Below are 22,075 nucleotides of genomic sequence, written 5' to 3' on the forward strand. Positions count from 1 at the left end.
TAAGAACGTCCAAAGAAAAGTCTGCAGAGAGAGCGTTTTTTCGATCTTTGGGCGCTGAAGGAGTCGTATATCAAAGCGACAGGCAAGGGGCTAGCCACATCGTTGCGAAGCTTCTCGTTCGATTTCTCTAATTTGACCAAGCGAACATTTTTGACCAAGCAAGTAGTGGAACTCAGTTCGTCAGGCTTTCAATCAGGCTTGTATCGCGAAATCAGGCTACATAGCGGGATTGGGTTGAATTTGGATTCTGCTCAACAAGACGATAGTTCTACAGATTGGCAGTGTTGCTTAGGGCGGCTGGATGAACAGTATCGCTTTGCGGTGACGCTTGGCGGGAATTTGCTCCCCATGCAGATAGAGATGAGAACCTTTTCGTCGTCTCATCTCTTTACGTCTATGTGGATAAAATAAAGTTAGCTCGACTCTCCAAGCATCGCTTTTAATACTTCTGCGGGTACAGGCTGAAGTTGTTTGTCTTTATCTAGGCAAACCATCTCGATATCACCAATCACGGCAGGTTTGGTTGCATCTTTACGCCATACCTCTTGTCGCCATAAGGTTTTGTATTTGCCATCGATCTCAAAAGAGGTTCGGATATCGCAGATCTCTGCGAACTCAACGCCGTCTTGAAAGGTCATATTGGCTTTATACACCGCAAACCCCAGTCCATGTTCATTCCACAACTCTGCCAGTTTATCGCTGCCCAACACATGCTCGCGCGCACGCTCAAAGTATTTAAGAAAGTTAGGGTGATAAACCACACCTGAGTGATCGGTATCTTCGTAGTAAATCTGTACTGGGTGATGGTAGATCTGACTCATGGGTAGCAACTCTTGGTAAGTAGTGGATCAGTAAATCTGACTAAGTTGTGCAGCACTCTACAGGATAGGTTGAAATTACTTCAAGGCATCATCGTGAAAGGGGCTTTTGGTCAGACCTCATTTATCACTGATGCTTTGGTCAACTCCCACCCATTTACAAATATTCTATGTGTCATTTTCCACCCATTAATTTTTGTAGCGAGTTAGCGACAACTGCAGGCAGATCTGATGAAGCCTTGCGGTTAAAGGCTTGTTAATGAATTGTGTCAATATGGCGCGCTAATTGCCTTAGTGAAAGCACGCAGTTCCCATTGAAGGGCTGCTTTGTTTACTAAGGAGAATAATAATGTTTAAGCCTCTTACCCTGCTGTCTGTATCTGCTCTGGCGCTCACAAGTTTTAATGCTGCTGCAAACTGTGACCCTGGTGAAATCGTGATTAAATTCAGTCATGTAACCAATACCGATAAGCACCCGAAAGGCATCGCCGCTTCTTTACTGGAAGAGCGAGTAAACACAGAAATGAATGGAAAAGCTTGTATGCAAGTTTTCCCTAACTCAACACTTTACGATGATAATAAGGTACTGGAAGCCCTGTTAAATGGTGATGTTCAAATGGCGGCGCCATCGCTGTCAAAATTTGAGAAGTTCACTAAGAAATACCGCATTTTTGACCTTCCTTTCCTATTTGAAGACGTAGAAGCCGTTGACCGTTTCCAAAACTCAGAATCTGGTGAAAAGCTGAAGAATGCGATGAAGCGTCGTGGTCTTCAAGGCTTAGCATTCTGGCACAACGGCATGAAACAAATGTCGGCGAACAAACCTCTTATCAGCCCTGAAGATGCAAAAGGTTTGAAATTCCGTGTTCAAGCATCGGATGTATTGGTGGCTCAGTTTGAACAACTGGGTGCTAACCCACAGAAGATGTCTTTCAAAGAAGTATACGGTGGCCTACAAACTAAGGTTATCGATGGCCAAGAGAACACATGGTCAAACATCTACGGTAAGAAGTTCTTTGAAGTACAAGACGGCGTGACCGAAACTAACCACGGTATCCTTGATTACCTGGTAGTAACGTCGAACGACTTCTGGAAAGACCTACCTGAAGATGTACGTACGCAACTTGGCACAATCGTTCAAGAAGTGTCTGAGACTCGTAACGCAGAATCTTCAAAAGTTAACCTAGCGAACAAAAATAACATCATCGAAGCGGGTGGTGAGGTTCGTACGCTTACGCCTGAACAGCGTGAAGCATGGGTAACTGCGCTTCAACCAGTATGGAAGAAGTTTGAAAAAGACATCGGTTCAGACCTTATCGATGCAGCGTTAGCTTCAAACCAATAACACCGCTAAGGGAGTGGCGAGTATTCGTCACTCCTTATTAAAACAATTATAAGCGGAGTCAATTATGGAAAAGCCTCAAATGGAACAACCAAATTCTAGCGAATCAGCACTGGAAACCTCTCTTTTTTCCAAAGTCGGAAGAGTTACGGATGTGATTGAAGAGTCACTAATCGCATTTTTCCTTGGCGCAATGACGCTACTTACTTTTGCCAACGTGGTATTTCGATACGCATTCAATGACAACATCTTATGGGCACTGGAACTGACCGTGTTCATGTTTGCTTGGATGGTGTTAGTGGGCGCATCTTATGGCGTTAAAAAACACTTCCACATTGGTGTTGATGTGATCATCAACCTTGCCCCAGAAAAGCTACGCAAAGTGTATGCGCTCATCGCCGTGACAAGCTGCCTAGCATTTTCAATCTTACTTCTTATCGGTTCTTGGAATTATTGGTACCCATTCGCGACCGATCGCGCATGGTACGAGACCGACGATATTCCAATGCCAGAGATGCTTCAGTTTCTTGCTGACTGGCTGAATGAAGGCGAGCGATACGAGAAACTGCCACGTTTTATTCCTTATATGGCGCTGCCGATTGGTATGGCAATGCTAACGTTCCGTTTTGCTCAAGTTGCTTACCAAGTCGTCACAGGCAAGCTTGACCGCATGATTGCAGGACACGAAGCCGAAGAAGAGCTGGATGCGTTGAAAGCAGACGTGCTAGCGGGCTCTGACGAAGATGCGACAGCGGTATTGAATTCGACTCCGCAGAACAAAGCGAATGAGTCGAGTACCAAATCTAACGGTAAGGAAGACTAATCATGGCAATGTTATTTCTATTTTTAATGGTAATTGCTTTCATGTTGGTCGGTGTACCAATTGCAATTTCCCTCGGTTTATCGAGCGTAATATTCTTATTGATGCACTCAGATGCGTCATTAGCTTCAGTCGCACAAACGCTGTTTAATGCATTTGCAGGCCACTACACACTCTTAGCGATTCCTTTCTTTATCTTGGCCTCTAGCTTCATGTCTACTGGTGGCGTGGCGAAACGTATTATCCGTTTTGCTATCGCGATGGTAGGTTGGTTCCGCGGCGGCTTGGCGATGGCGTCGGTTGTGGCATGTATGATGTTCGCAGCCCTTTCTGGTTCATCTCCTGCAACGGTAGTGGCGATCGGTAGTATCGTTATCGCAGGTATGATCAAAAACGGTTACTCAAAAGAGTTCGCGGCAGGGGTTATCTGTAACGCGGGTACTTTGGGTATCTTGATTCCGCCGTCCATCGTGATGGTGGTTTACGCGGCTGCGACCGATGTATCGGTAGGTCGTATGTTCTTAGGTGGCGTTATTCCAGGTTTGCTGGCGGGTGTGATGTTGATGATTGCTATCTACATCGCAGCACGTATTAAGAAGATTCCGGCACAGCCATTTGTGGGCTGGGGCGAGATGTTCGCAGCTGCGAAAGATGCGAGCTGGGGCTTGCTGCTGATTGTCATCATTCTAGGTGGTATCTACGGCGGCATCTTTACTCCGACAGAAGCGGCGGCAGTGGCTGCGGTGTATGCCTTCTTCATTGCCAACTTTATCTATAAAGATATGGGGCCTTTCGCTGACAAGAACAATACAAAGCCTGCTTTGGTTAAGGTGTTCCAAACGTTTTTCCATAAAGACACCAAAGACACACTTTACGATGCAGGCAAGCTGACGATCATGCTGCTGTTTATCATTGCCAATGCTCTGATTCTTAAGCATGTACTGACCGAAGAACGCATTCCTCAAATGATCACTGAGTCTATGCTATCTGCGGGCTTGGGTCCGATCACCTTTTTGATTGTAGTAAACGTTTTACTCTTGATTGGTGGGCAGTTCATGGAGCCATCAGGCTTGCTGATCATCGTTGCTCCTTTGGTATTCCCAATTGCAATTGCGCTCGGTATCGACCCAATTCACCTAGGTATCATGATGGTGGTGAACATGGAGATAGGGATGATAACGCCGCCTGTCGGGCTCAATTTGTTTGTGACCGCAGGTGTCGCGAAGATGTCGATGATGAACGTGGTAAAAGCCGCATTGCCGTGGGTTGGGGTGATGTTCTTATTCCTGATTATCGTCACTTACGTACCTTGGGTATCAACATGGTTACCAACCACCTTGATGGGACCAGAGATCATAACCAAGTAGCTATTTGAGTCATTCACTGACATGGAATTTAATCCATAAAAAATGAGGAGGTCGCTAGACCTCCTCATCTATATTTCTGCCACGATTTGAATGAGGCTTTATCTGCTCATACAAAGCGCGTTTTGCCTCTAATTCTGGCGTGTGTAGATCGACATGATTGTCAGCATAAAAAATACCATCTATCTCGAAAGTATCTGTAATCGATGGCACTTTTGTTTTCTCACCCATAACCACTTCCTTATTACATTTATTGCATAACATCCTGTTGTCGAAATAAGTATAGGTGATCTTGCTCCCAAATCTAATTTAGTTTGGTTCTACCTTATAAGATTCTTTCGTTAGCTGGTGCTTTTGCATCTTATCGTAGAGGGTTTTCCTCGGTAATTGCAGCCTCTCCATGGTCTCTTTTATACTGCCATTGCATTCAATAAGTGCCTGCTTCAACGTGTTTTTTTCAAAGTCAGATACCAATTCTGCCAAAGACAGTTCTTGAGTAGTTTCAGTGGCGCTGTCTGATAAGTGAGAAAGCTTACCTAAAAGTACAAAACGCTCTGCAGTATTACGTAATTCTCGAACATTTCCCGGCCAATCATGAGCCAAAAGTGCGTGCAGTTCCTTTTGTGGAAGGGCTGGGGCTGTCTTGCCATAACGCGCCGCAGCAACCAGTAAGAAGTGATGGAACAGGGCTGGGATGTCTTCTTGTCTGCTTCTTAACGGCGGCAAGTCTAAGGTCACAACGTTAAGTCGATAATAGAGATCTTGGCGGAAAGTGCCTTCTTCAGCGGCTTTCTTTAGGTCGACTTTGGTTGCTGCTATCACTCGAATATCTAGTGGCACTAAACCGTTTGAACCAACTCGCTCAATAACGCGTTCTTGTAAGACGCGTAATAGGCGAATTTGTGCCTGCATCGGCATGGATTCAACTTCATCTAAGAATAGAGTTCCGCCTTGAGCAAACTCGAATTTACCCACTCGCTTGCTTTCTGCGCCCGTGAATGCCCCTTTTTCATGGCCATACAGTTCACTCTCAATCAGGTTTTCAGGAACAGCACCACAGTTGACCGCGACAAAGTTTTGCTCTCGACGGCTGCTTTGTTCATGCAGAGAACGTGCTACTAACTCTTTACCTGTACCTGTCTCGCCAAACAATAATATATCGGCATTGGTGTCGGCAATATGGGTGATGATGGAGCGCAGCTCAGTCATGGATTGCGTATCACCAATGATTCTAGGGCCGAGCGCTTGGCTGGCTTTGAGTGAACGTTTTAACTCAAGGTTCTCTAGTGTGAGCTGACGTTTTTCTATCGCTCGCTTAGTGGTTTCGATTAGGCGTTCATTAGCGAATGGTTTTTCGATGAAGTCATAGGCGCCGTATTGGATGGCTTGAACGGCCATTGAAATATCGCCGTGACCAGTAATCATGATCACGGGAATCTCTTTGTCTTTGTGCATCACGGTGTTGAGCAGATCATGCCCGGATAGACCTGGTAGACAGATATCAGTGATGATCACGTGAGGTAAGCCGTTTTCTTGAATCGCGAGCAGAGCAGACTCCGCATCGGGAAAGAATTCGGCATCAATGTCGGCGAGCTCGAAGCTCTGTTCAATCGCCATTCTTAGATCGGATTCATCATCAATGAAATAGACGTGACACATAGTGATTCCTTTACTTCTTTGTATTCTGGTTATTGCTGAGTTTTTGTTTGCTGTTCATGTCCAACAAGGGGCAACTCTATGCTGATTCGAGCACCGCCTTGAGGGCTACTACCGGTAACGAGCTTGCCATTTATTCCGTTGATTATTTGTTGAGAAATCGATAGCCCAAGTCCAAGTCCGTTTTTCTTGGTGGTATGGAAGGGTTCAAAAAAGTTTCCGCTAGAAGGGGAGGTGAAGCCGGGGCCGTTATCATCGACATGAATTAGCAAGGTATTGGCTTGTTGATGGTCGGACTCTCTAATCTCTAACAGAATAGCTAATTGTTTGTCATCTTGTTGTTCCACCGCCTGAATCGCGTTGGTCAGCAGGTTAATGATCACCTGTTCCAGTTGAATGGCGTTGGCGAGCACGCAAGCATCAAAGGTCTCAGGGAGTTCGTTGACCTTAACTCGCTCGCTCTTGAGTTGTGGCTTCATCAGCTCTTTCGATGAATGTAAAACTGGGAGTATTTGTAAGGTGTGTAGCTCTTCCGCAGTAGATTTTTTGGCGAACGAGCGAAGCTGGTGGCTGATTTTCGCCATACGATCAGTGAGTGCCGAGATTCGCGATAGATTGTCATCGACACGATCGGTTTTTTCTTTGGCAAGAAACAATCGGCCGTTGTCGGCATAACTGCGAATCGCGGCAAGCGGGTTATTCAGTTCGTGACTGATGCTCGCTGACATCTGCCCTAGCACTGCTAGTTTGGCGGCTTGGATGAGCTCGTCTTGGGTTTGCCTCAGAACATGCTCGGTTTCGATACGGTGTTTGATCTCAACATGTAACTCCGATGTACGTTCAAGCACTTGAAATTCGAGTTTTTGCTTGGCTTCGGATTGCAGCCTGTCTATCTGTGCTCGTCTTTGTTGTCTATGGTGGTTGAGCTGCATTGTTAGATAAATAATCGCAAAGATTAGGCTCAAAACAACAAGGTAAGCAACCAAGTCCCACCAAACTAAGTGGGTTGGAGAAAATACCCGTATGGTGAGTCTTGGTTCGGCTAGGAAACGCGAAGAACTAAAGAACTGCTCTTGGACGAGTTTGTGTGGCGACTCAATACGACTGGTGGCACTGTCTAAATCGCCGGAGAAGTGCAGGCTTTCTATTTTTGTATCGAGATACTGCCTGCTTTCTTGAATTCGAGTGTGTTGTACTTCGCTTAGCGGCTGAAGGCTTTTGAACAGCCACTCAGGGTTACTCGACATAAATACAATTTGATCTTTATCGTCAGCAACAAAAAAACTCTGTTTGCCTTTCCAACTTGCTTCAATCAGCGATAAATCCATCTTTACGACAATGACGCCAATAATCTCGGCGGCATAGGAGACGGGGTAAGAATAATAATAGCCTCGCTTTCCAGAGGTTGAACCTAGCGCAAAATATTGATTTTCATTGCCAATAATCGCTTCTTGAAAGTAGGGGCGGAAAGCAAAGTTACGACGAATAAAAGAACGCGGTTGATTCCAGTTACTGGCTGCAATGGTGGTGCCGATACTGTCTAGTAGGTAGGTGTCGGATGCTTGAATCACCGAGTTTACGTGCTCTAGATAACGATTAGTGAGTTCGATTTGCGCAGAGTTACTTGGAGAGTGCAGGGCATCGACCAGCTCTTTGTCTTTTGAAAGCAGCTCGGGAATGTGCGCGAACTTATCCAATTGGCTTGAAATATGAACAGAAAAGCGGTCCAGCTTAGATTGATGATCATTTAACAAACTTTCATGGCTCGTGCTCCACACCCAATGACCGCCAAACACCATCAGTAAACTGTATGTGACCATTAACAGTATTGGGATTTTAAAAGCTTGAAACATGAAGGCTCTCCGCTGATTTCTTTGGTAAACAATCAAGCCTGTCTTCTCTCGTTTATGGTAGCAAATAGCGGTAGTTTTTGCTGAAAGCAGAGAGTGAACAGATGGATGTAGGTTAAGGGTTTGTAACGGGGATTGTTGAAAAAGTTATCGACTCTGAGGGGTAAAACAAGAGCAAGATCTCTTTTTAAGGTTTTTAGCAAAAAAAGCCCTCGATTCCCTTGAAAAAGTCGCTATTGTCCCCATTTCTGTTGTGCTAAGTGATGATTTGATCGTTTTTGTATCACTTAGTTGGACGAATTTAGAGCATTCATCATCATGCAGAGGTGAACGGCTCGACAGAGATTAAACAGATCGCTAGAATGTCGCGTCTAAAATTTCTGTCCTGAGGCTAATCGGAGATACCTTTCTTGTTTCTGAAAACAAGCTTTATTGCGTTTTAATCGACGTGTGAAGAACGAAGATATCGCTGATTAGTCTGGTGTTTGGTTGAATAATCAATTCAGACATCAATGCTCGATTTTAAATTAGGTGTTCGGATAGAGCACTACACAAGGATGCAGCCAACAACGTCTGCTTTTGAATTAAAGCTAAGTTACGGCTCATATGCTCAGATTACTGAGCCAGTTTTGAGGTTTATATAATGCAAGTTACTGTTGAAACGCTAGAAGGCCTAGAGCGCCGTCTTAATATTACTGTTCCTGCTGCTAACATCGAAGATGCAGTTACAGCTGAACTACGCAACATCGCGAAAAACCGTCGTTTCGATGGTTTCCGTAAAGGCAAAGTGCCAATGAAGATGGTTGCTAAAATGTACGGCAAAGCAGTACGTCAAGACGTGATGGGCGAAGTAATGCAACGTCACTTCATCGAAGCGATCGTTAAAGAGAAAATCAACCCAGCTGGCGCACCTACTTTCGCACCAGTTGAAAACAACGAAGGCGCTGACCTAGTATTCAACGCAACTTTTGAAGTTTACCCAGAAGTTGAGCTGAAAGGTCTAGAAAACATCACTGTTGAGAAACCAGCAGTAGAAGTTAAAGAAGCTGACGTTGAAGAGATGATCGAAACTCTACGTAAGCAACAAGCAACTTGGACTGAAGTTGAAGCTGCTGCTGACGCTGGTTCTCGTGCAACTATCGACTTCGTTGGTTCTATCGACGGTGAAGAGTTTGAAGGCGGCAAAGCTGAGAACTTCCCACTAGAGATGGGCGCTGGTCGCATGATCCCTGGCTTCGAAGACGGTATCGTTGGTAAAACAGCAGGTATGGAATTCGAAATCGACGTAAACTTCCCAGAAGATTACCACGCTGAAAACCTAAAAGGTAAAGCAGCTAAGTTCTCTATCAAGCTGAACAAAGTTGAAGCTCGTGAACTTCCAGAACTAAACGAAGAATTCGTTGCTAAGTTCGGCGCAACTGACGGCGTTGAAGGTCTTAAAGCTGAAGTTCGTAAGAACATGGAGCGTGAGCTTAAGCAAGCTGTTAAGAACCGCATCAAAGAGCAAGCTATCGACGGTCTAGTTAACGAAAACAACATCGACGTACCTTCTGCTCTTATCGATCAAGAAATCGGTGTTCTACGTCAACAAGCTGCTCAACGTTTCGGTGGCAACACTGAAGCTGCTGACCAACTTCCACGTGAGCTGTTCGAAGAGCAAGCTAAACGTCGCGTAGTTGTAGGTCTTCTTCTTGGTGAAGTAATCAAGACTGAAGAACTAAAAGCTGACGACGAGAAAGTTAAAGCTATCATCGAAGAGATGGCTACAGCATACGAAGATCCAACAGAAGTTATTGCTTACTACGAGCAAAACGAGCAAATGATGAACAACATGCGCAATGTTGCTCTAGAAGAGCAAGCTATTGATGCAATCATCGCTAAAGCTCAAGTTTCTGATAAAGAAGTTAGCTTCAACGAGCTAATGAATCAGCAACCTGCTTAATATAGTAATATCTGACGTAGAAGGTTGACGTACGGTCAACAATTCTGCTAACAATGGTCCGTATGATTTAATCATTCGGGCCATTTATTTTAGGGACATAAGAATATGAGCTACCAAGAAAAAAATACAATGCCATCGATTATGGACGCACTAGTTCCTATGGTGGTTGAACAGACTTCCCGTGGTGAACGTTCTTACGATATTTATTCTCGTCTATTAAAAGAACGTATCATTTTCTTAACAGGTCAAGTGGAAGACCACATGGCAAATCTTGTCGTGGCTCAACTGCTTTTCTTGGAATCAGAAAACCCAGACAAAGATATCTATCTTTACATCAACTCACCTGGCGGTAGCGTAACAGCAGGCATGTCTATCTACGACACAATGCAGTTCATCAAGCCAAACGTGAGCACAGTATGTATGGGTCAAGCTTGCTCTATGGGTGCATTCTTACTAGCGGGTGGTACTCCTGGTAAGCGTCACGTGCTTCCAAACTCACGTGTAATGATTCACCAGCCACTTGGCGGTTTCCAAGGCCAAGCGTCTGATATTCAAATTCACGCGCAAGAGATCCTAACGATCAAACAAAAGCTAAACAAACTATTGGCAGAGCACACAGGTCAGCCTCTAGAAGTTGTTGAGCGCGATACAGATCGTGATAACTTCATGTCTGCTGATCAAGCAGTAGAATACGGCTTGGTGGATTCAGTTCTTAATCACCGCGGTCAATAATTGCAGGGCAATTGTTTAACGCAAAGTGATTCAAATTGATATACACTCAAGCATAGAGAGTTAAGGCTAAGAGGTTAGCGAATGACAGATAAAAGCAAAGAGGGTGGTAGCGGTAAACTGCTTTACTGCTCTTTCTGTGGCAAAAGCCAACACGAAGTTCGCAAGTTAATCGCAGGTCCTTCTGTTTACATTTGTGATGAATGTGTCGATCTTTGTAACGACATTATTCGTGAAGAAATTAAAGATGTTCTTCCTAAGAAAGAATCGGAATCGCTGCCAACGCCGCGTGAGATTCGTGAGCATCTTGACGACTATGTAATCGGTCAAGAATACGCGAAGAAAGTGCTAGCAGTTGCAGTTTATAACCACTACAAGCGTTTACGTAATGGTGATACGACAGCTGAAGGCGTAGAGCTAGGTAAGAGTAACATTCTTCTTATCGGTCCTACTGGTAGTGGTAAAACACTACTGGCTGAAACATTGGCTCGTTTCCTAGACGTTCCTTTCACAATGGCAGACGCAACAACACTAACCGAAGCGGGTTACGTGGGCGAAGATGTTGAAAACATCATCCAGAAGTTGCTTCAGAAATGTGATTACGACGTAGCGAAAGCGGAACGCGGCATTGTTTACATCGATGAAATCGACAAGATTTCTCGTAAAGCTGAAAACCCATCAATCACGCGTGACGTGTCTGGTGAAGGTGTACAGCAAGCTCTACTAAAACTTGTTGAAGGTACAGTAGCTTCAGTTCCACCTCAAGGTGGTCGTAAGCATCCACAGCAAGAGTTCTTGCAAGTGGACACGTCTAAGATCTTATTTATCTGTGGTGGTGCGTTTGCAGGCCTAGATAAAGTGATTGAACAGCGTGTAGAAACAGGTTCAGGTATCGGCTTTGGCGCAGAAGTGCGTTCAAAAGATGAAACCAAAACTATCGGTGAATTGTTCACTCAAGTAGAACCTGAAGATCTAGTGAAATATGGTCTGATTCCAGAATTCATTGGTCGTCTACCTGTGACAACAACACTGACAGAGCTTGATGAAGAAGCGCTAATCCAAATCCTATGTGAGCCAAAGAATGCACTTACAAAACAGTACGCAGCATTATTTGAGCTTGAGGATACAGAGTTAGAATTCCGTGAAGATGCTTTACGTGCCATTGCTAAGAAAGCAATGAACCGTAAAACAGGTGCTCGTGGTCTACGTTCTATCTTGGAGGGTGTTCTACTAGAAACTATGTACGAACTGCCATCTTCAACTGATGTAAGCAAGATTGTGATTGATGAGTCGGTAATTAATGGTGAGTCAGAACCACTATTAATTTACAGCAACTCAGATAACCAAGCAGCTGTTGCAGAGTAGGTCTTTTTTAGACAAGTCACTCAAATTGAAAAAGGAGGTAAGCAATTACCTCCTTTTTTTTATTCTTCCATTGAATCCAGTCGTTTAAGCCCCATATACTGCTTTATAAGTTAAAGCGGAAGAGAGAAATATATGAACTTGGAACGTTCCGAGCGTATCGAAATCCCCGTGCTACCTCTACGTGATGTAGTGGTTTACCCACACATGGTTATTCCATTGTTTGTTGGTCGTGAAAAATCGATTACTTGCCTTGAATCGGCAATGGAAGCTAACAAACAAGTACTACTTGTAGCGCAGAAAGAAGCGGACACTGATGAGCCTTCAATTGACGACCTATTTAAAGTAGGAACTGTCGCTACCATTCTTCAGTTACTAAAGCTCCCTGATGGTACTGTTAAAGTGCTTGTCGAAGGTCAGCAGCGTGCAAAAATTCACCAATTCAAAGAAAGTGAGTTTTTCTTAGCGGACGCAGAATACGTTGTAACCTCAGAACTTGACGAAAAAGAACAAGAAGTGGTTGTTCGCAGCGCGATCAATCAATTCGAAGGCTTTATTAAGCTGAACAAAAAGATTCCACCAGAAGTTCTAACATCTCTGAACGGTATTGATGAGGCAGCTCGCCTTGCTGATACGATTGCTGCACACATGCCACTTAAACTGGTAGACAAGCAACACGTTCTAGAAATCTTAGATGTGACTGAACGTCTGGAATTCTTGATGGGCCAAATGGAGTCAGAAATTGACATCTTGCAAGTTGAAAAACGCATTCGTGGCCGCGTTAAGAAGCAAATGGAAAAATCTCAGCGTGAGTACTACCTGAATGAGCAAATGAAAGCGATTCAGAAAGAACTTGGCGAGATGGACGACGCTCCTGATGAATTCGAGACTCTGAAGAAGAAGATCGAAGACTCTAAGATGCCTCAAGAAGCTCGTGAAAAAACCGAGCAAGAACTGCAAAAACTGAAAATGATGTCGCCAATGTCTGCTGAAGCAACAGTAGTACGTAGCTACATTGATTGGATGGTGGGCGTTCCTTGGGCTAAGCGTTCAAAAGTGAAAAAGAATCTAGCGAAAGCGGAAGAGATCTTAAACGAAGACCACTACGGCTTAGAGCGTGTTAAAGAACGTATTCTTGAATACTTGGCAGTACAAAACCGTATCAACAAGCTAAAAGGCCCAATCCTTTGTCTTGTTGGTCCTCCTGGTGTAGGTAAAACCTCGCTAGGTCGTTCGATTGCTGCGGCAACGGGTCGTAAGTACACGCGTATGGCACTTGGTGGCGTTCGTGATGAAGCTGAGATTCGTGGTCACCGTCGTACGTACATCGGTTCACTTCCGGGTAAACTGATCCAGAAGATGTCTAAAGTTGGTGTTAAGAACCCACTGTTCCTACTAGATGAGATCGATAAGATGTCTTCTGATATGCGTGGCGACCCATCTTCAGCACTTCTAGAAGTTCTAGATCCAGAACAAAACAACGCATTTAACGATCACTACCTAGAGGTAGATTACGATCTGTCAGATGTTATGTTCGTGGCAACATCGAACTCGATGGACATTCCTGGGCCTCTACTGGACCGTATGGAAGTGATTCGTCTATCTGGTTACACAGAAGATGAGAAGCTGAACATTGCTAAGAGCCATTTACTGGACAAGCAAGTTCAACGCAACGGTCTTAAGCCTCATGAAATTGAGATTGAAGACTCTGCAATCATCGGCATCATTCGTTACTACACGCGTGAAGCGGGTGTACGTAGCCTAGAGCGTGAAATCTCAAAGATCTGTCGTAAAGCAGTGAAGAACATCTTGCTAGACAGCGATCTTAAGTCTGTAACGGTTAACATTGATAACCTGAAAGAGTACTTAGGTGTTCAACGCCACGACTTCGGTAAAGCGGATGAAAGCAACCGTATCGGTCAAGTAACAGGCCTAGCGTGGACTCAAGTGGGTGGTGATCTACTGACTATCGAGACCGAAGCAATGCCGGGCAAAGGTAAGCTAACGCAAACTGGCTCACTTGGCGACGTGATGAAAGAGTCGATTCAAGCGGCAATGACAGTGGTTCGTTCTCGTGCTGAAAAACTGGGTATCAACTCAGATTTCTACGAAAAACGTGACATTCACGTTCACGTACCAGAAGGTGCTACACCGAAAGATGGCCCGAGTGCGGGTATCGCAATGTGTACTGCACTTGTCTCTAGCTTGACGGGTAACCCGGTTAAAGCAGAGGTCGGTATGACAGGTGAAATTACCCTTCGTGGTGAAGTTTTACCTATCGGTGGCTTGAAAGAAAAACTGCTTGCTGCACACCGTGGCGGCATCAAAACTGTACTGATCCCTAAAGACAATGAGCGTGATTTGGAAGAGATTCCAGACAACGTAATCGCTGACTTGAAGGTGATCCCGGTTCAGTGGATTGATGAAGTACTCAAAGTCGCGCTAGAACGAGATCCGTCAGGGGTCGAGTTTGACGTGAAAAAATAGTGATGCATAGCAAAAATAAGTAAAGAATTACGCTGATAGGCCCGAAAAGGCTTGTCAGCGTTTTTTTTGGACGCTAAGTTATTGATCAAAGCGGCAGCCCTTTTGCAATAAGGCTTGCGGCTAAATTAAAACCAAAATGGAACGTACAGTCATCAGAAGTAGTCACAGATGACACATAGGGGAAAAACAGTGAATAAAACACAACTAGTAGAATCAATCGCAGAAAACGCAGACATCTCTAAAGCTTCAGCTGGCCGCGCTCTAGACGCATTCATCGAAGCAGTTGGCACAACGCTACAATCTGGTGACCAAGTTGCACTTGTTGGCTTTGGTACTTTCAGTGTTCGTACTCGTGCTGCTCGTACAGGTCGTAACCCAAAAACTGGTGAAGAGATCCAAATCGCAGAAGCTAAAGTACCTGGCTTCAAAGCGGGTAAAGCACTTAAAGACGCATGTAACTAATTTTCACTGCTGAAACCTCCATTTAAGAGGGGAAGGCAGTAAAATGCGTTTACTGTTTGAAAAATGATGTTTCATTCTTAAACAGTATGTGTACAAAGCACATTGAACTTATTTAAATTATGCGCATCCTACTGATGCGCATTTCTTTTTCTGATAATATCGCGTGAATAGATTTTTATTTTGAAGCCAATGCTTCATATCCGGAGAGCACTTAAATTATGATGGATCGATTACGCGAAGGCGTGAATAGCATCGCGGTAAAAATTATCCTTGGGTTGATTATCCTGTCATTCGTATTCGCAGGTGTAGGCAGCTACATCACCGGTGGCGGTAACAACGCAGCAGCTAAAGTTGGCAACACAGAAATTGCTCGTGGTGAGTTCGAACAGGCTTACCAAAACGAACGTAATCGTATGCAGTCTCAACTTGGCGATTACTTCGCGCAAATGCTTGCAGACCCTGCTTACGTAGAGTCTTTCCGTAAATCAGTACTTGATCGCATGATCAATGACGTACTGCTTGAGCAGCAAGCTGAGTCTCTAGGCCTACGAATCAGTGATTCTCAAATCCGCACCATGATTCTAGAAATGCCTCAGTTCCAAACGGCGGGTCAATTCGACCAAGAAGTTTACCAATCGGCACTACGTCGTGCAGGTTTCAGCGCAGAGAGCTTCGCTGAATACATGCGTCGTGACCTTATGCGCAACCAGCTTGTGACTGCACTTCAAGGCAGTGAATTCGTTCTTCAGGGCGAAATCGATACTCAGAGCAAGCTTATCGCACAAACTCGTGACATTCGCACAGTGACACTGTCTGTTGCTGACCTTGCAAAAGACATCGAGTTAACTGACGAGCAAATCGAACAGTACTACCAAGAGAACCCAGCAGCTTACACTCGTCCAGAGCAAGCTAAGGTATCTTACATTGAGCTTTCTGCTGAAGCGCTTAAGTCTCAGCTTGAAGTAAGCGATGAAGAAGCACAGAAATACTACCAAGAGCACCTAGACAAGTACTCAACGGAAGAGCAACGTAAAGTTAGCCACATCCTAGTTCAAGGCGATGACGAAGCGAAAGCTCAGGCAATCCTAGACGAGCTAAATGCAGGCGCTGATTTTGCTACGCTAGCGGAAGAGAAATCTGACGACTTCGGTAGTGCAGACGTTGGCGGTGACCTAGGTTGGATTGAGCGCGATGTTATGGACCCTGCATTCGAAGACGCGGCTTTCGCTCTTGAGAATATTGGCGATACTACTGGTCTAGTTAAATCTGATTTCGGCTACCACATCATCAAGCTAGACGAACTAAAAGCGTCTCAAGCTCAGCCTTACACTGAAGTAGCGGCAGAGATTAAGACAGAGCTTCTAGACCAACACGCAGTTGATCAGTTCTACGAGCAACAAACTGAGCTAGAAAAAGTAGCGTTTGAATTCCCAGATTCTCTAGATGATTCTGCAGAAGCTATCAACGCGAAGATCACAACGACAGATTTCATCTCTCAAGTTGACGCTCCAGAAGTTCTGATGACGCCTGCAGTTATGCAAGCTATCTTGAGCCCTGAAGTGAAAGAAGACGGTCTAAACTCGGAAGTTATCGAAGTTGCACCTGAGCACGTAATTGTTGTTCGTGTAGAAGAGACTCGTGATGAGACAGTTCTTCCTCTAGCTGAAGTGAAAGATCAAGTTGTCGCTGCACTGTCTGCTGTACAAGCAGAGCAGCAAGCGGTTGAGCTAGGTGTTTCTCTAGTGAACGAACTTGAGCAAGGCAATGAAGCAGTACTAGCGGACAACAACCTTGAGTTCACTGAACTTGAAACGATTGACCGTAACTCGCCATTAGCGGCATCTGTATTCGCTCTAGCGAAACCAGAAGCAGGTCAAGCTGTGTTTGGTCAATCTAAAGACCAAGACGGTAATATCGTTGTTGTTGAGCTTTCTAAAGTAACGGCTGAGATCAACCCAGCCTACAGCACTCAAATTGGTGCACAGTTGGAGCGAGTTGGTAACCAGCAAGACCTGACTAACGTATTAAACGTACTTCGTAAAAACGCAGACGTTGAATACTACGTAGTGGGTCAAGGTCAGTAAGCGTTTGATTACCTCAGTAGCAAGCTCAAGTTAGAGCTTACTACTGAAATCAACACGTGATTGTTAGGCTTTAATTCAGATTTGTGAGCCAACAAACAAGCTGATGAAAATAAGATGTATAACGAAGCGGGTCACTTAGGTGATCCGCTTTATTTTTATCTGGTGATTGTGTTATCTAGCGCGGCAAATGCATAAGTTACGTTTTTTGAACAAAGGAACTATTTATGCGCACGATATATTCAACACTAATTCTTTCATTTCTGATGCTCTTAAGCCCTGCCGTGTTTGCAGACAGCCCAACCAAGGCTGAGCTTTACGAAGGCATTGAGATTACGGTCAACATCAATACCGCGACGGCAGAAGAACTTTCAGCACTATTGGTTGGCGTGGGTGACAAGAAAGCCAAAGAAATCGTCGATTACAGAGATCAGAACGGGGCATTTACTACTGCTGATGATTTGGTGAGTGTCAAAGGGATAGGTGAAGCGACGGTTGAAAAGAACCGCGAAAGAATTCAACTTTGACCCGTTTTTCTACTTGTTAGAAATGAAGCGATAGATATGAAGCCTCCGGCCAATGCACCTGCTAGGTGGGCTTCAATCGCGATACGAGCATTAATCAGTTCACCAGTCGTGCTAGAAGGGCCAATAAGCTGCTCCCAAGCGATTTTAGCGACTAATCCGAATACTAACAGCCAACTAGACTTCCTGCCGTTTAAAGCCTCTCTGAGCGCGAATAAGCCAAACAACCCATGCAAAGTGCCCGATAGGCCAACGTAGATCTGAATACTTGAAAACAACAGAGCGACGCCAGTCACTAAACTGATCACAAGCAAAGCAACAACAAGCTGTTTTTTACTCGGTTGAAACAGGTAGCTGATGATCCACAAGCCTGCTAGATTCATCAGAAGATGCGAGTAGTTGGTATGTGAAAAGTTTCCTGTTAGGATTCGCCACCATTGCCCATCGGCAATCGCATTGCTATCCCAAACGACCCAAGCTTGTATTGGCTCAAATTGGAATAAGACGCATAAAAGTGAAATGAAAATTAAAACAGGGTACACATTAAATCCATGTCTCGTTATTGCCCCCAATGCAGCAAGGCTTTGAAAGCTTGTATTTGTCAGTGGGTTACACCACTCGAATCGAATGTTGAGCTTATCATTCTTCAGCACCCATCAGAAGAGCATCGTCCGATGGGAACAGCGCGTATTCTCTCGTTATCTCTTAATAACAGCGTGACGTTTGTTGGCGAAGACTTTTCAGACAACGAACAACTCAACGCATTGTTGTGCGATGAACAGTATCAACATGTGATTTTATACCCAAGCGAAAACTCTGTTTCAGTTGAGTCGGCGACATCTCCCAATAAGAAGCTGCGTGTGATTTTATTGGATGGCACGTGGAAGAAAGCATTCAAGATGTGGCAAGTATCGAGTAACTTGCATGCGTTGAACACGGTTCATTTACCGAAAGATCTCAAGGGTAATTACCGAATTCGCAAAGCACCCAGTGAAAATAGCCTTTCAACCGTTGAAGCTGGCTATCATTTACTTAGCTTGTTAGAGCGTGATGGCGACTTTAGCCCTTTGCTAACGGCATTTGACCAAATGATTCAGTTTCAAATCAATCAAATGCCGCCGGGCGTGTTTGAGAAAAACTACTTAGATTAAGCCGTTTTAGTAAAGTGAGTCAGGAATTAAAACTCGGTATGAGCTGAGAACAGTTGCTGATGCATTTTCTGCGCAAGATCATCAGTCATCGATGAAATGTAATCGGCTATCACGCGCATTTTTCGAGACTCATCTTGATGTTGTAGCCATTGCTTCTTGATGGGCAGTGGCAGCAAGCGTTCAGGATCTGCGCTGAATGCTTCAAACATATCCATGATGATCTGTTGACCTTTGTATTCGATGACCTGAACCTGTGGCACTTGAATAACGAACTCGCTGACAAAGTGTTTCAGCTTATCGAGTGTGCCGTCCATGCTCGGCTCGAGCACCGCATTGTAAGCCAACAGTACATTCTCAAAGTTAGCCTCCACTCGCTTAATCGAGATACTGGTCAACAGTGCGTTGACTATCCCACCAATCGCATCCTTTCGACGATACTGTTCACCAGAGAAAAGCATCTCTGTAATTGAATCTAGGTGTTCACAAATCCATGGGTCGGCCATCTCTTTCAGTTGAGGGTAAGCCGATTCGACCCACTGAGCTTTGGTCACAGAGCCAAGCACAATCGCATCTTCTAAATCGTGCACGCCATACGCGATGTCGTCAGCAAGTTCCATGATCGAACAATCCAGTGACTTATATTTGGTCTTGTTGTGCTCAAGTGGCTCGGTATGCGTTTTTCTTTTCTGTTTTAGGAGCTGTTGGTCGCTGCTTGAAAGCGGTTCAAGCACCCAGTTAAACAACTCTTCATCATGATCGTAGATGCCTTTTGCTGGCATCCAATCTTTAGCTCGGAGTTGTCGTTGATGCTTAACGGGTTCAGACTGCAATTTAGCTTGAACCTCACTCAGCAGAGAAGGGTACTTAATTAGACCTAACAAAGTGCGTCGAGATAGGTTCATCCCGTGATGTTCAGTGTAAGGTTCTAGCTGTGTGACTATGCGAAACGTTTGAGCGTTGCCCTCAAAGCCGCCGTGGTCGCGCATCATGTAGTTGAGTGCGACTTCGCCGCCATGTCCATAGGGTGGATGACCGATGTCGTGAGCCAAACACAGTGAATCAATCAAACTGTCTGAGGGTAATAGGTCTCGAAATTCGGGCTGCTTTTTCTTCAGTTGAGCGACGATACCGGTGCCAAGCTGAGCGGCCTCAAGAGAGTGGGTAAGGCGCGTTCGGTGAAAGTCGTTGACCGTGGTGCCATGGATCTGGGTTTTCGCTTGTAAGCGACGGAAAGCAGCAGAGTGAAGCACGCGCGCACGGTCACGCTGATACGGGCTGCGGTGGTCATCCCGTCTTATTTTATGTTCATCGTCATTTCGATGCTGCCATTCTTGTTCGAGTACAAAGGGTGGTTCGAGTTGAGAATTCAAAATAGCACCTATCAAATTGATTTTATTTAGCTAATTAAAAACAACTTATACCCAGCTAGCTTATCTCGTCTAGTGATAATTCAAAGCTCGGTGCGAATGTGGTGAGAAAGTAGTCCATTTCTGGGCTTTTGCGTTGTTCGAGTGTCTCTTCCAATCGGCGCTTGGCTTGCTCGTATTCATGATTGCCCGCACTGAGCTCTTCCAAGCATTTCAGGTACGCACAGATAGTATCTGCCTGCTTGACGATGCTTTGCTCTTCTTTACTCGCAGTACCAGATATTAAGAAGGGGGCGAAGTCGTCTCTGAACTCTTCTGGCAACATCGAAAGCAGTCTTTGTTCTGCCGCGGCTTCTATCTTCTTATACTCTTGTGCAATATCCGGGTTGTAGTATTTAACTGGCGTTGGCAAATCACCCGTCAGTACCTCACTGGTGTCGTGGTACATGCCAAGCAGAGCAATGTGCTCGGGGTTAAGCTGACCATCAAACTTCTTGTTTTTGATCAGTGCCAAGGCGTGTGCCACGAAAGCAACCTGTAGGCTATGTTCTGAAATGTTCTCGCTTGATACCGAACGCATCAGGGGCCAGCGTTGAATTAGCTTCATGCGTGCGAGATGGGCAAAGAAATGGCTCTGTTTCATAAATGTCCTTTTTAAACAATGCTCCACTCGTATCTTATGTTAACTCAAACCGTACGAGACAGCGGATACAAAAAAGGCTCCTAAACAGGAGCCTTTTAAGCATAGAAGTGAATGAATACAAGTTAAAGTCTTTTAAAACAGCAAATTGTAGCCATCTTTCTTTGTGCTCATTAACCTTCGATGAGGTCGTCTTGGCTGTAAGTCTGTAAGAAGCGCTCTAAACGACCAATTGCGATTTCTAGATCTTCGATGTGCGGCAGAGTCACGATACGGAAGTGATCCGGTTTCGGCCAATTGAAGCCCGTACCTTGAACCAATAGCACCTTCTCTTGCTTAAGGAAGTCGAGTACAAACTTCTGATCGTCTTTGATGTTGTACATGTTGGTGTCGATTTTAGGGAACAGGTACATTGCACCTTTCGGTTTCACACAAGAAACGCCAGGGATCTTGTTGATCAGTTCCCATGCACGGTCACGCTGTTCAAGCAGTCGACCGCCTGGAAGAATCAGCTCATTGATACTCTGATAGCCACCGAGTGCGGTTTGGATAGCGTGTTGCATCGGAACGTTGGCACACAAACGCATTGAGGCCAGCATTTCTAGTCCTTCAACGTAGCCTTTCGCTAGGTGTTTAGGGCCTGTTAAGAACATCCAACCACCACGGAAACCACACACACGGTAAGCTTTAGATAGGCCGTTGAACGTGACCATTAATACATCTTCAGCAAGCGTTGCCACTGAAGTGTGTACCGCACCGTCGTAAAGTACTTTGTCGTAGATTTCATCGGCGAAGATGATCAAACCGTGCTCACGAGCAATCTCAACCACTTGCAGTAGGAAATCACGGCTGTATACCGCGCCCGTTGGGTTGTTCGGGTTGATAAGAACGATGCCGCGCGTCTTTGGTGAGATCTTCGCGCGCATGTCGTCTAGATCTGGATACCAATCAGCATCTTCATCACACATGTAGTGAACCGGTGTGCCACCAGAAAGCGCAACAGACGCTGTCCATAGTGGGTAGTCCGGAGCGGGAACTAAGATTTCATCACCATTATCCAGTAGCGCCTGCATAGACATAACGATAAGCTCTGATGCGCCGTTACCAATGTAAACGTCTTCTACATCAAGGTTACGTAGGCCTTTTTTCTGGTAGTGCTGAACAACCGCTTTGCGGGCTGAATAGATGCCTTTTGAGTCGCAGTAACCTTGAGATGTCGGTAGGTTACGGATTACGTCAACAAGGATTTCATCAGGGGCGTCAAAACCAAATGGGGCGGGGTTACCAATATTAAGCTTCAGTATTTTATGCCCTTCTTCTTCCATGCGCTTAGCATGTTTGAGTACAGGCCCCCTGATTTCGTAGCATACGCTGTTGAGTTTTGACGACATCCCGATATTTTGCATTGCCGATTTCCTGAAATTAATTTAAATACTTTATTAAAGTACCGCAAAATGGCGTTTGATAGAATAAAAATCTG

General features: G+C 44.9%; 19 protein-coding genes and 2 pseudogenes. 13 read left to right on the forward strand and 8 right to left on the reverse strand.

The window, feature by feature from the left end:
- Positions 1–15: 15 nt before the first annotated feature.
- A pseudogene (locus AB4375_RS03785) lies at positions 16–411 on the forward strand (4'-phosphopantetheinyl transferase superfamily protein); the annotation flags it as partial.
- Between the two features lie 2 nt (positions 412–413).
- Here AB4375_RS03785 and AB4375_RS03790 read toward each other — a convergent pair.
- Positions 414–821, reverse strand: a complete 408-nt coding sequence (locus AB4375_RS03790; protein ID WP_248383842.1) for a thioesterase family protein — start codon at positions 819–821, stop codon at positions 414–416.
- Between the two features lie 346 nt (positions 822–1,167).
- Between AB4375_RS03790 and AB4375_RS03795 the strand changes: the two genes are divergently transcribed.
- From AB4375_RS03795 to AB4375_RS03805, 3 genes are all read left to right on the forward strand, one after another.
- The gene (locus AB4375_RS03795) at positions 1,168–2,163 is read left to right on the forward strand and encodes a TRAP transporter substrate-binding protein (RefSeq protein WP_017071719.1); all 996 of its coding nucleotides are present in this window, start codon (positions 1,168–1,170) and stop codon (positions 2,161–2,163) included.
- A 64-nt stretch (positions 2,164–2,227) separates the two neighbouring features.
- Positions 2,228–2,983, forward strand: coding sequence for a TRAP transporter small permease (locus tag AB4375_RS03800; RefSeq protein WP_048607896.1), 756 nt, complete (start codon positions 2,228–2,230; stop codon positions 2,981–2,983).
- Between the two features lie 2 nt (positions 2,984–2,985).
- On the forward strand, positions 2,986–4,347 hold the full coding sequence (locus AB4375_RS03805; RefSeq protein ID WP_017060625.1) for a TRAP transporter large permease: 1,362 nt from the start codon (positions 2,986–2,988) through the stop codon (positions 4,345–4,347).
- A 54-nt stretch (positions 4,348–4,401) separates the two neighbouring features.
- Here AB4375_RS03805 and AB4375_RS03810 read toward each other — a convergent pair whose 3' ends face one another.
- From AB4375_RS03810 to AB4375_RS03820, 3 genes are all read right to left on the reverse strand, one after another.
- Positions 4,402–4,575, reverse strand: a complete 174-nt coding sequence (locus tag AB4375_RS03810) for a hypothetical protein (RefSeq protein ID WP_017060624.1) — start codon at positions 4,573–4,575, stop codon at positions 4,402–4,404.
- 78 nt (positions 4,576–4,653) lie between these two features.
- Positions 4,654–6,003 (reverse strand): sigma-54 dependent transcriptional regulator, encoded by a 1,350-nt coding sequence (locus AB4375_RS03815; protein ID WP_017060623.1) that lies wholly within the window; start codon positions 6,001–6,003, stop codon positions 4,654–4,656.
- Positions 6,004–6,032: 29 nt separating this feature from the next.
- Positions 6,033–7,853 carry an ATP-binding protein gene (locus AB4375_RS03820; RefSeq protein WP_017060622.1) on the reverse strand — a complete coding sequence of 607 codons (1,821 nt, stop codon included), beginning with the start codon at positions 7,851–7,853 and terminating at the stop codon, positions 6,033–6,035.
- A gap of 163 nt (positions 7,854–8,016) precedes the next feature.
- Between AB4375_RS03820 and AB4375_RS03825 the strand changes: the two are divergent.
- The 8 genes and pseudogenes from AB4375_RS03825 to AB4375_RS03860 form a co-directional block, all read left to right on the forward strand.
- Positions 8,017–8,199, forward strand: a pseudogene (locus tag AB4375_RS03825) (hypothetical protein); the annotation flags it as partial.
- A 294-nt stretch (positions 8,200–8,493) separates the two neighbouring features.
- Entirely contained in the window at positions 8,494–9,792 is a 1,299-nt protein-coding gene (gene tig, locus AB4375_RS03830) for a trigger factor (protein ID WP_017065881.1), read from the forward strand.
- Positions 9,793–9,897: 105 nt separating this feature from the next.
- Positions 9,898–10,524 (forward strand): ATP-dependent Clp endopeptidase proteolytic subunit ClpP, encoded by a 627-nt coding sequence (gene clpP / locus AB4375_RS03835; RefSeq protein WP_004736080.1) that lies wholly within the window; start codon positions 9,898–9,900, stop codon positions 10,522–10,524.
- Positions 10,525–10,605: 81 nt separating this feature from the next.
- Positions 10,606–11,886 (forward strand): ATP-dependent protease ATP-binding subunit ClpX, encoded by a 1,281-nt coding sequence (gene clpX, locus AB4375_RS03840; protein WP_372051046.1) that lies wholly within the window; start codon positions 10,606–10,608, stop codon positions 11,884–11,886.
- A 132-nt stretch (positions 11,887–12,018) separates the two neighbouring features.
- Entirely contained in the window at positions 12,019–14,370 is a 2,352-nt protein-coding gene (lon, locus tag AB4375_RS03845; protein ID WP_017060619.1) for an endopeptidase La, read from the forward strand.
- Between the two features lie 168 nt (positions 14,371–14,538).
- On the forward strand, positions 14,539–14,832 hold the full coding sequence (locus AB4375_RS03850; RefSeq protein WP_012604504.1) for an HU family DNA-binding protein: 294 nt from the start codon (positions 14,539–14,541) through the stop codon (positions 14,830–14,832).
- A gap of 218 nt (positions 14,833–15,050) precedes the next feature.
- Complete coding sequence (gene ppiD, locus AB4375_RS03855; RefSeq protein ID WP_017060618.1) at positions 15,051–16,916, forward strand: peptidylprolyl isomerase; 1,866 nt, start codon at positions 15,051–15,053, stop codon at positions 16,914–16,916.
- 224 nt (positions 16,917–17,140) lie between these two features.
- On the forward strand, positions 17,141–17,440 hold the full coding sequence (locus AB4375_RS03860; RefSeq protein WP_017060617.1) for a helix-hairpin-helix domain-containing protein: 300 nt from the start codon (positions 17,141–17,143) through the stop codon (positions 17,438–17,440).
- Here the strand turns inward: AB4375_RS03860 and rrtA are convergent.
- Entirely contained in the window at positions 17,431–17,979 is a 549-nt protein-coding gene (gene rrtA, locus AB4375_RS03865; RefSeq protein ID WP_017060616.1) for a rhombosortase, read from the reverse strand. The two genes, AB4375_RS03860 and rrtA, sit on opposite strands and share 10 nt — an antisense overlap.
- A gap of 9 nt (positions 17,980–17,988) precedes the next feature.
- Between rrtA and AB4375_RS03870 the strand changes: the two genes are divergently transcribed.
- Positions 17,989–18,588, forward strand: coding sequence for a tRNA-uridine aminocarboxypropyltransferase (locus AB4375_RS03870; protein ID WP_017060615.1), 600 nt, complete (start codon positions 17,989–17,991; stop codon positions 18,586–18,588).
- 26 nt (positions 18,589–18,614) lie between these two features.
- Here AB4375_RS03870 and AB4375_RS03875 read toward each other — a convergent pair whose 3' ends face one another.
- The 3 genes from AB4375_RS03875 to AB4375_RS03885 all read right to left on the reverse strand — a co-directional run bounded on the left by AB4375_RS03875 (position 18,615) and on the right by AB4375_RS03885 (position 22,001).
- Entirely contained in the window at positions 18,615–19,958 is a 1,344-nt protein-coding gene (locus AB4375_RS03875; protein WP_017060614.1) for an anti-phage deoxyguanosine triphosphatase, read from the reverse strand.
- Positions 19,959–20,013: 55 nt separating this feature from the next.
- A complete protein-coding gene (gene yfbR, locus AB4375_RS03880) occupies positions 20,014–20,598 on the reverse strand; it encodes a 5'-deoxynucleotidase (protein WP_017060613.1) in 585 nt (194 codons plus the stop codon).
- Positions 20,599–20,768: 170 nt separating this feature from the next.
- Positions 20,769–22,001 carry a pyridoxal phosphate-dependent aminotransferase gene (locus AB4375_RS03885; protein WP_017060166.1) on the reverse strand — a complete coding sequence of 411 codons (1,233 nt, stop codon included), beginning with the start codon at positions 21,999–22,001 and terminating at the stop codon, positions 20,769–20,771.
- Between the last annotated feature and the right edge of the window lie 74 nt (positions 22,002–22,075).

This window comes from Vibrio sp. 10N.261.51.C6, from assembly GCF_041471785.1.
Classification (GTDB): domain Bacteria; phylum Pseudomonadota; class Gammaproteobacteria; order Enterobacterales; family Vibrionaceae; genus Vibrio; species Vibrio crassostreae_C.

Coding starts and splice junctions, on each gene's coding strand:
- AB4375_RS03790 (WP_248383842.1), bottom strand. CDS start 821: ATGAGTCAGATCTACCATCACCCAGTACAGATTTACTACGAAGATACC.
- AB4375_RS03795 (WP_017071719.1), top strand. CDS start 1,168: ATGTTTAAGCCTCTTACCCTGCTGTCTGTATCTGCTCTGGCGCTCACA.
- AB4375_RS03800 (WP_048607896.1), top strand. CDS start 2,228: ATGGAAAAGCCTCAAATGGAACAACCAAATTCTAGCGAATCAGCACTG.
- AB4375_RS03805 (WP_017060625.1), top strand. CDS start 2,986: ATGGCAATGTTATTTCTATTTTTAATGGTAATTGCTTTCATGTTGGTC.
- AB4375_RS03810 (WP_017060624.1), bottom strand. CDS start 4,575: ATGGGTGAGAAAACAAAAGTGCCATCGATTACAGATACTTTCGAGATA.
- AB4375_RS03815 (WP_017060623.1), bottom strand. CDS start 6,003: ATGTGTCACGTCTATTTCATTGATGATGAATCCGATCTAAGAATGGCG.
- AB4375_RS03820 (WP_017060622.1), bottom strand. CDS start 7,853: ATGTTTCAAGCTTTTAAAATCCCAATACTGTTAATGGTCACATACAGT.
- tig (WP_017065881.1), top strand. CDS start 8,494: ATGCAAGTTACTGTTGAAACGCTAGAAGGCCTAGAGCGCCGTCTTAAT.
- clpP (WP_004736080.1), top strand. CDS start 9,898: ATGAGCTACCAAGAAAAAAATACAATGCCATCGATTATGGACGCACTA.
- clpX (WP_372051046.1), top strand. CDS start 10,606: ATGACAGATAAAAGCAAAGAGGGTGGTAGCGGTAAACTGCTTTACTGC.
- lon (WP_017060619.1), top strand. CDS start 12,019: ATGAACTTGGAACGTTCCGAGCGTATCGAAATCCCCGTGCTACCTCTA.
- AB4375_RS03850 (WP_012604504.1), top strand. CDS start 14,539: ATGACACATAGGGGAAAAACAGTGAATAAAACACAACTAGTAGAATCA.
- ppiD (WP_017060618.1), top strand. CDS start 15,051: ATGATGGATCGATTACGCGAAGGCGTGAATAGCATCGCGGTAAAAATT.
- AB4375_RS03860 (WP_017060617.1), top strand. CDS start 17,141: ATGCGCACGATATATTCAACACTAATTCTTTCATTTCTGATGCTCTTA.
- AB4375_RS03870 (WP_017060615.1), top strand. CDS start 17,989: ATGTCTCGTTATTGCCCCCAATGCAGCAAGGCTTTGAAAGCTTGTATT.
- yfbR (WP_017060613.1), bottom strand. CDS start 20,598: ATGAAACAGAGCCATTTCTTTGCCCATCTCGCACGCATGAAGCTAATT.
- AB4375_RS03885 (WP_017060166.1), bottom strand. CDS start 22,001: ATGCAAAATATCGGGATGTCGTCAAAACTCAACAGCGTATGCTACGAA.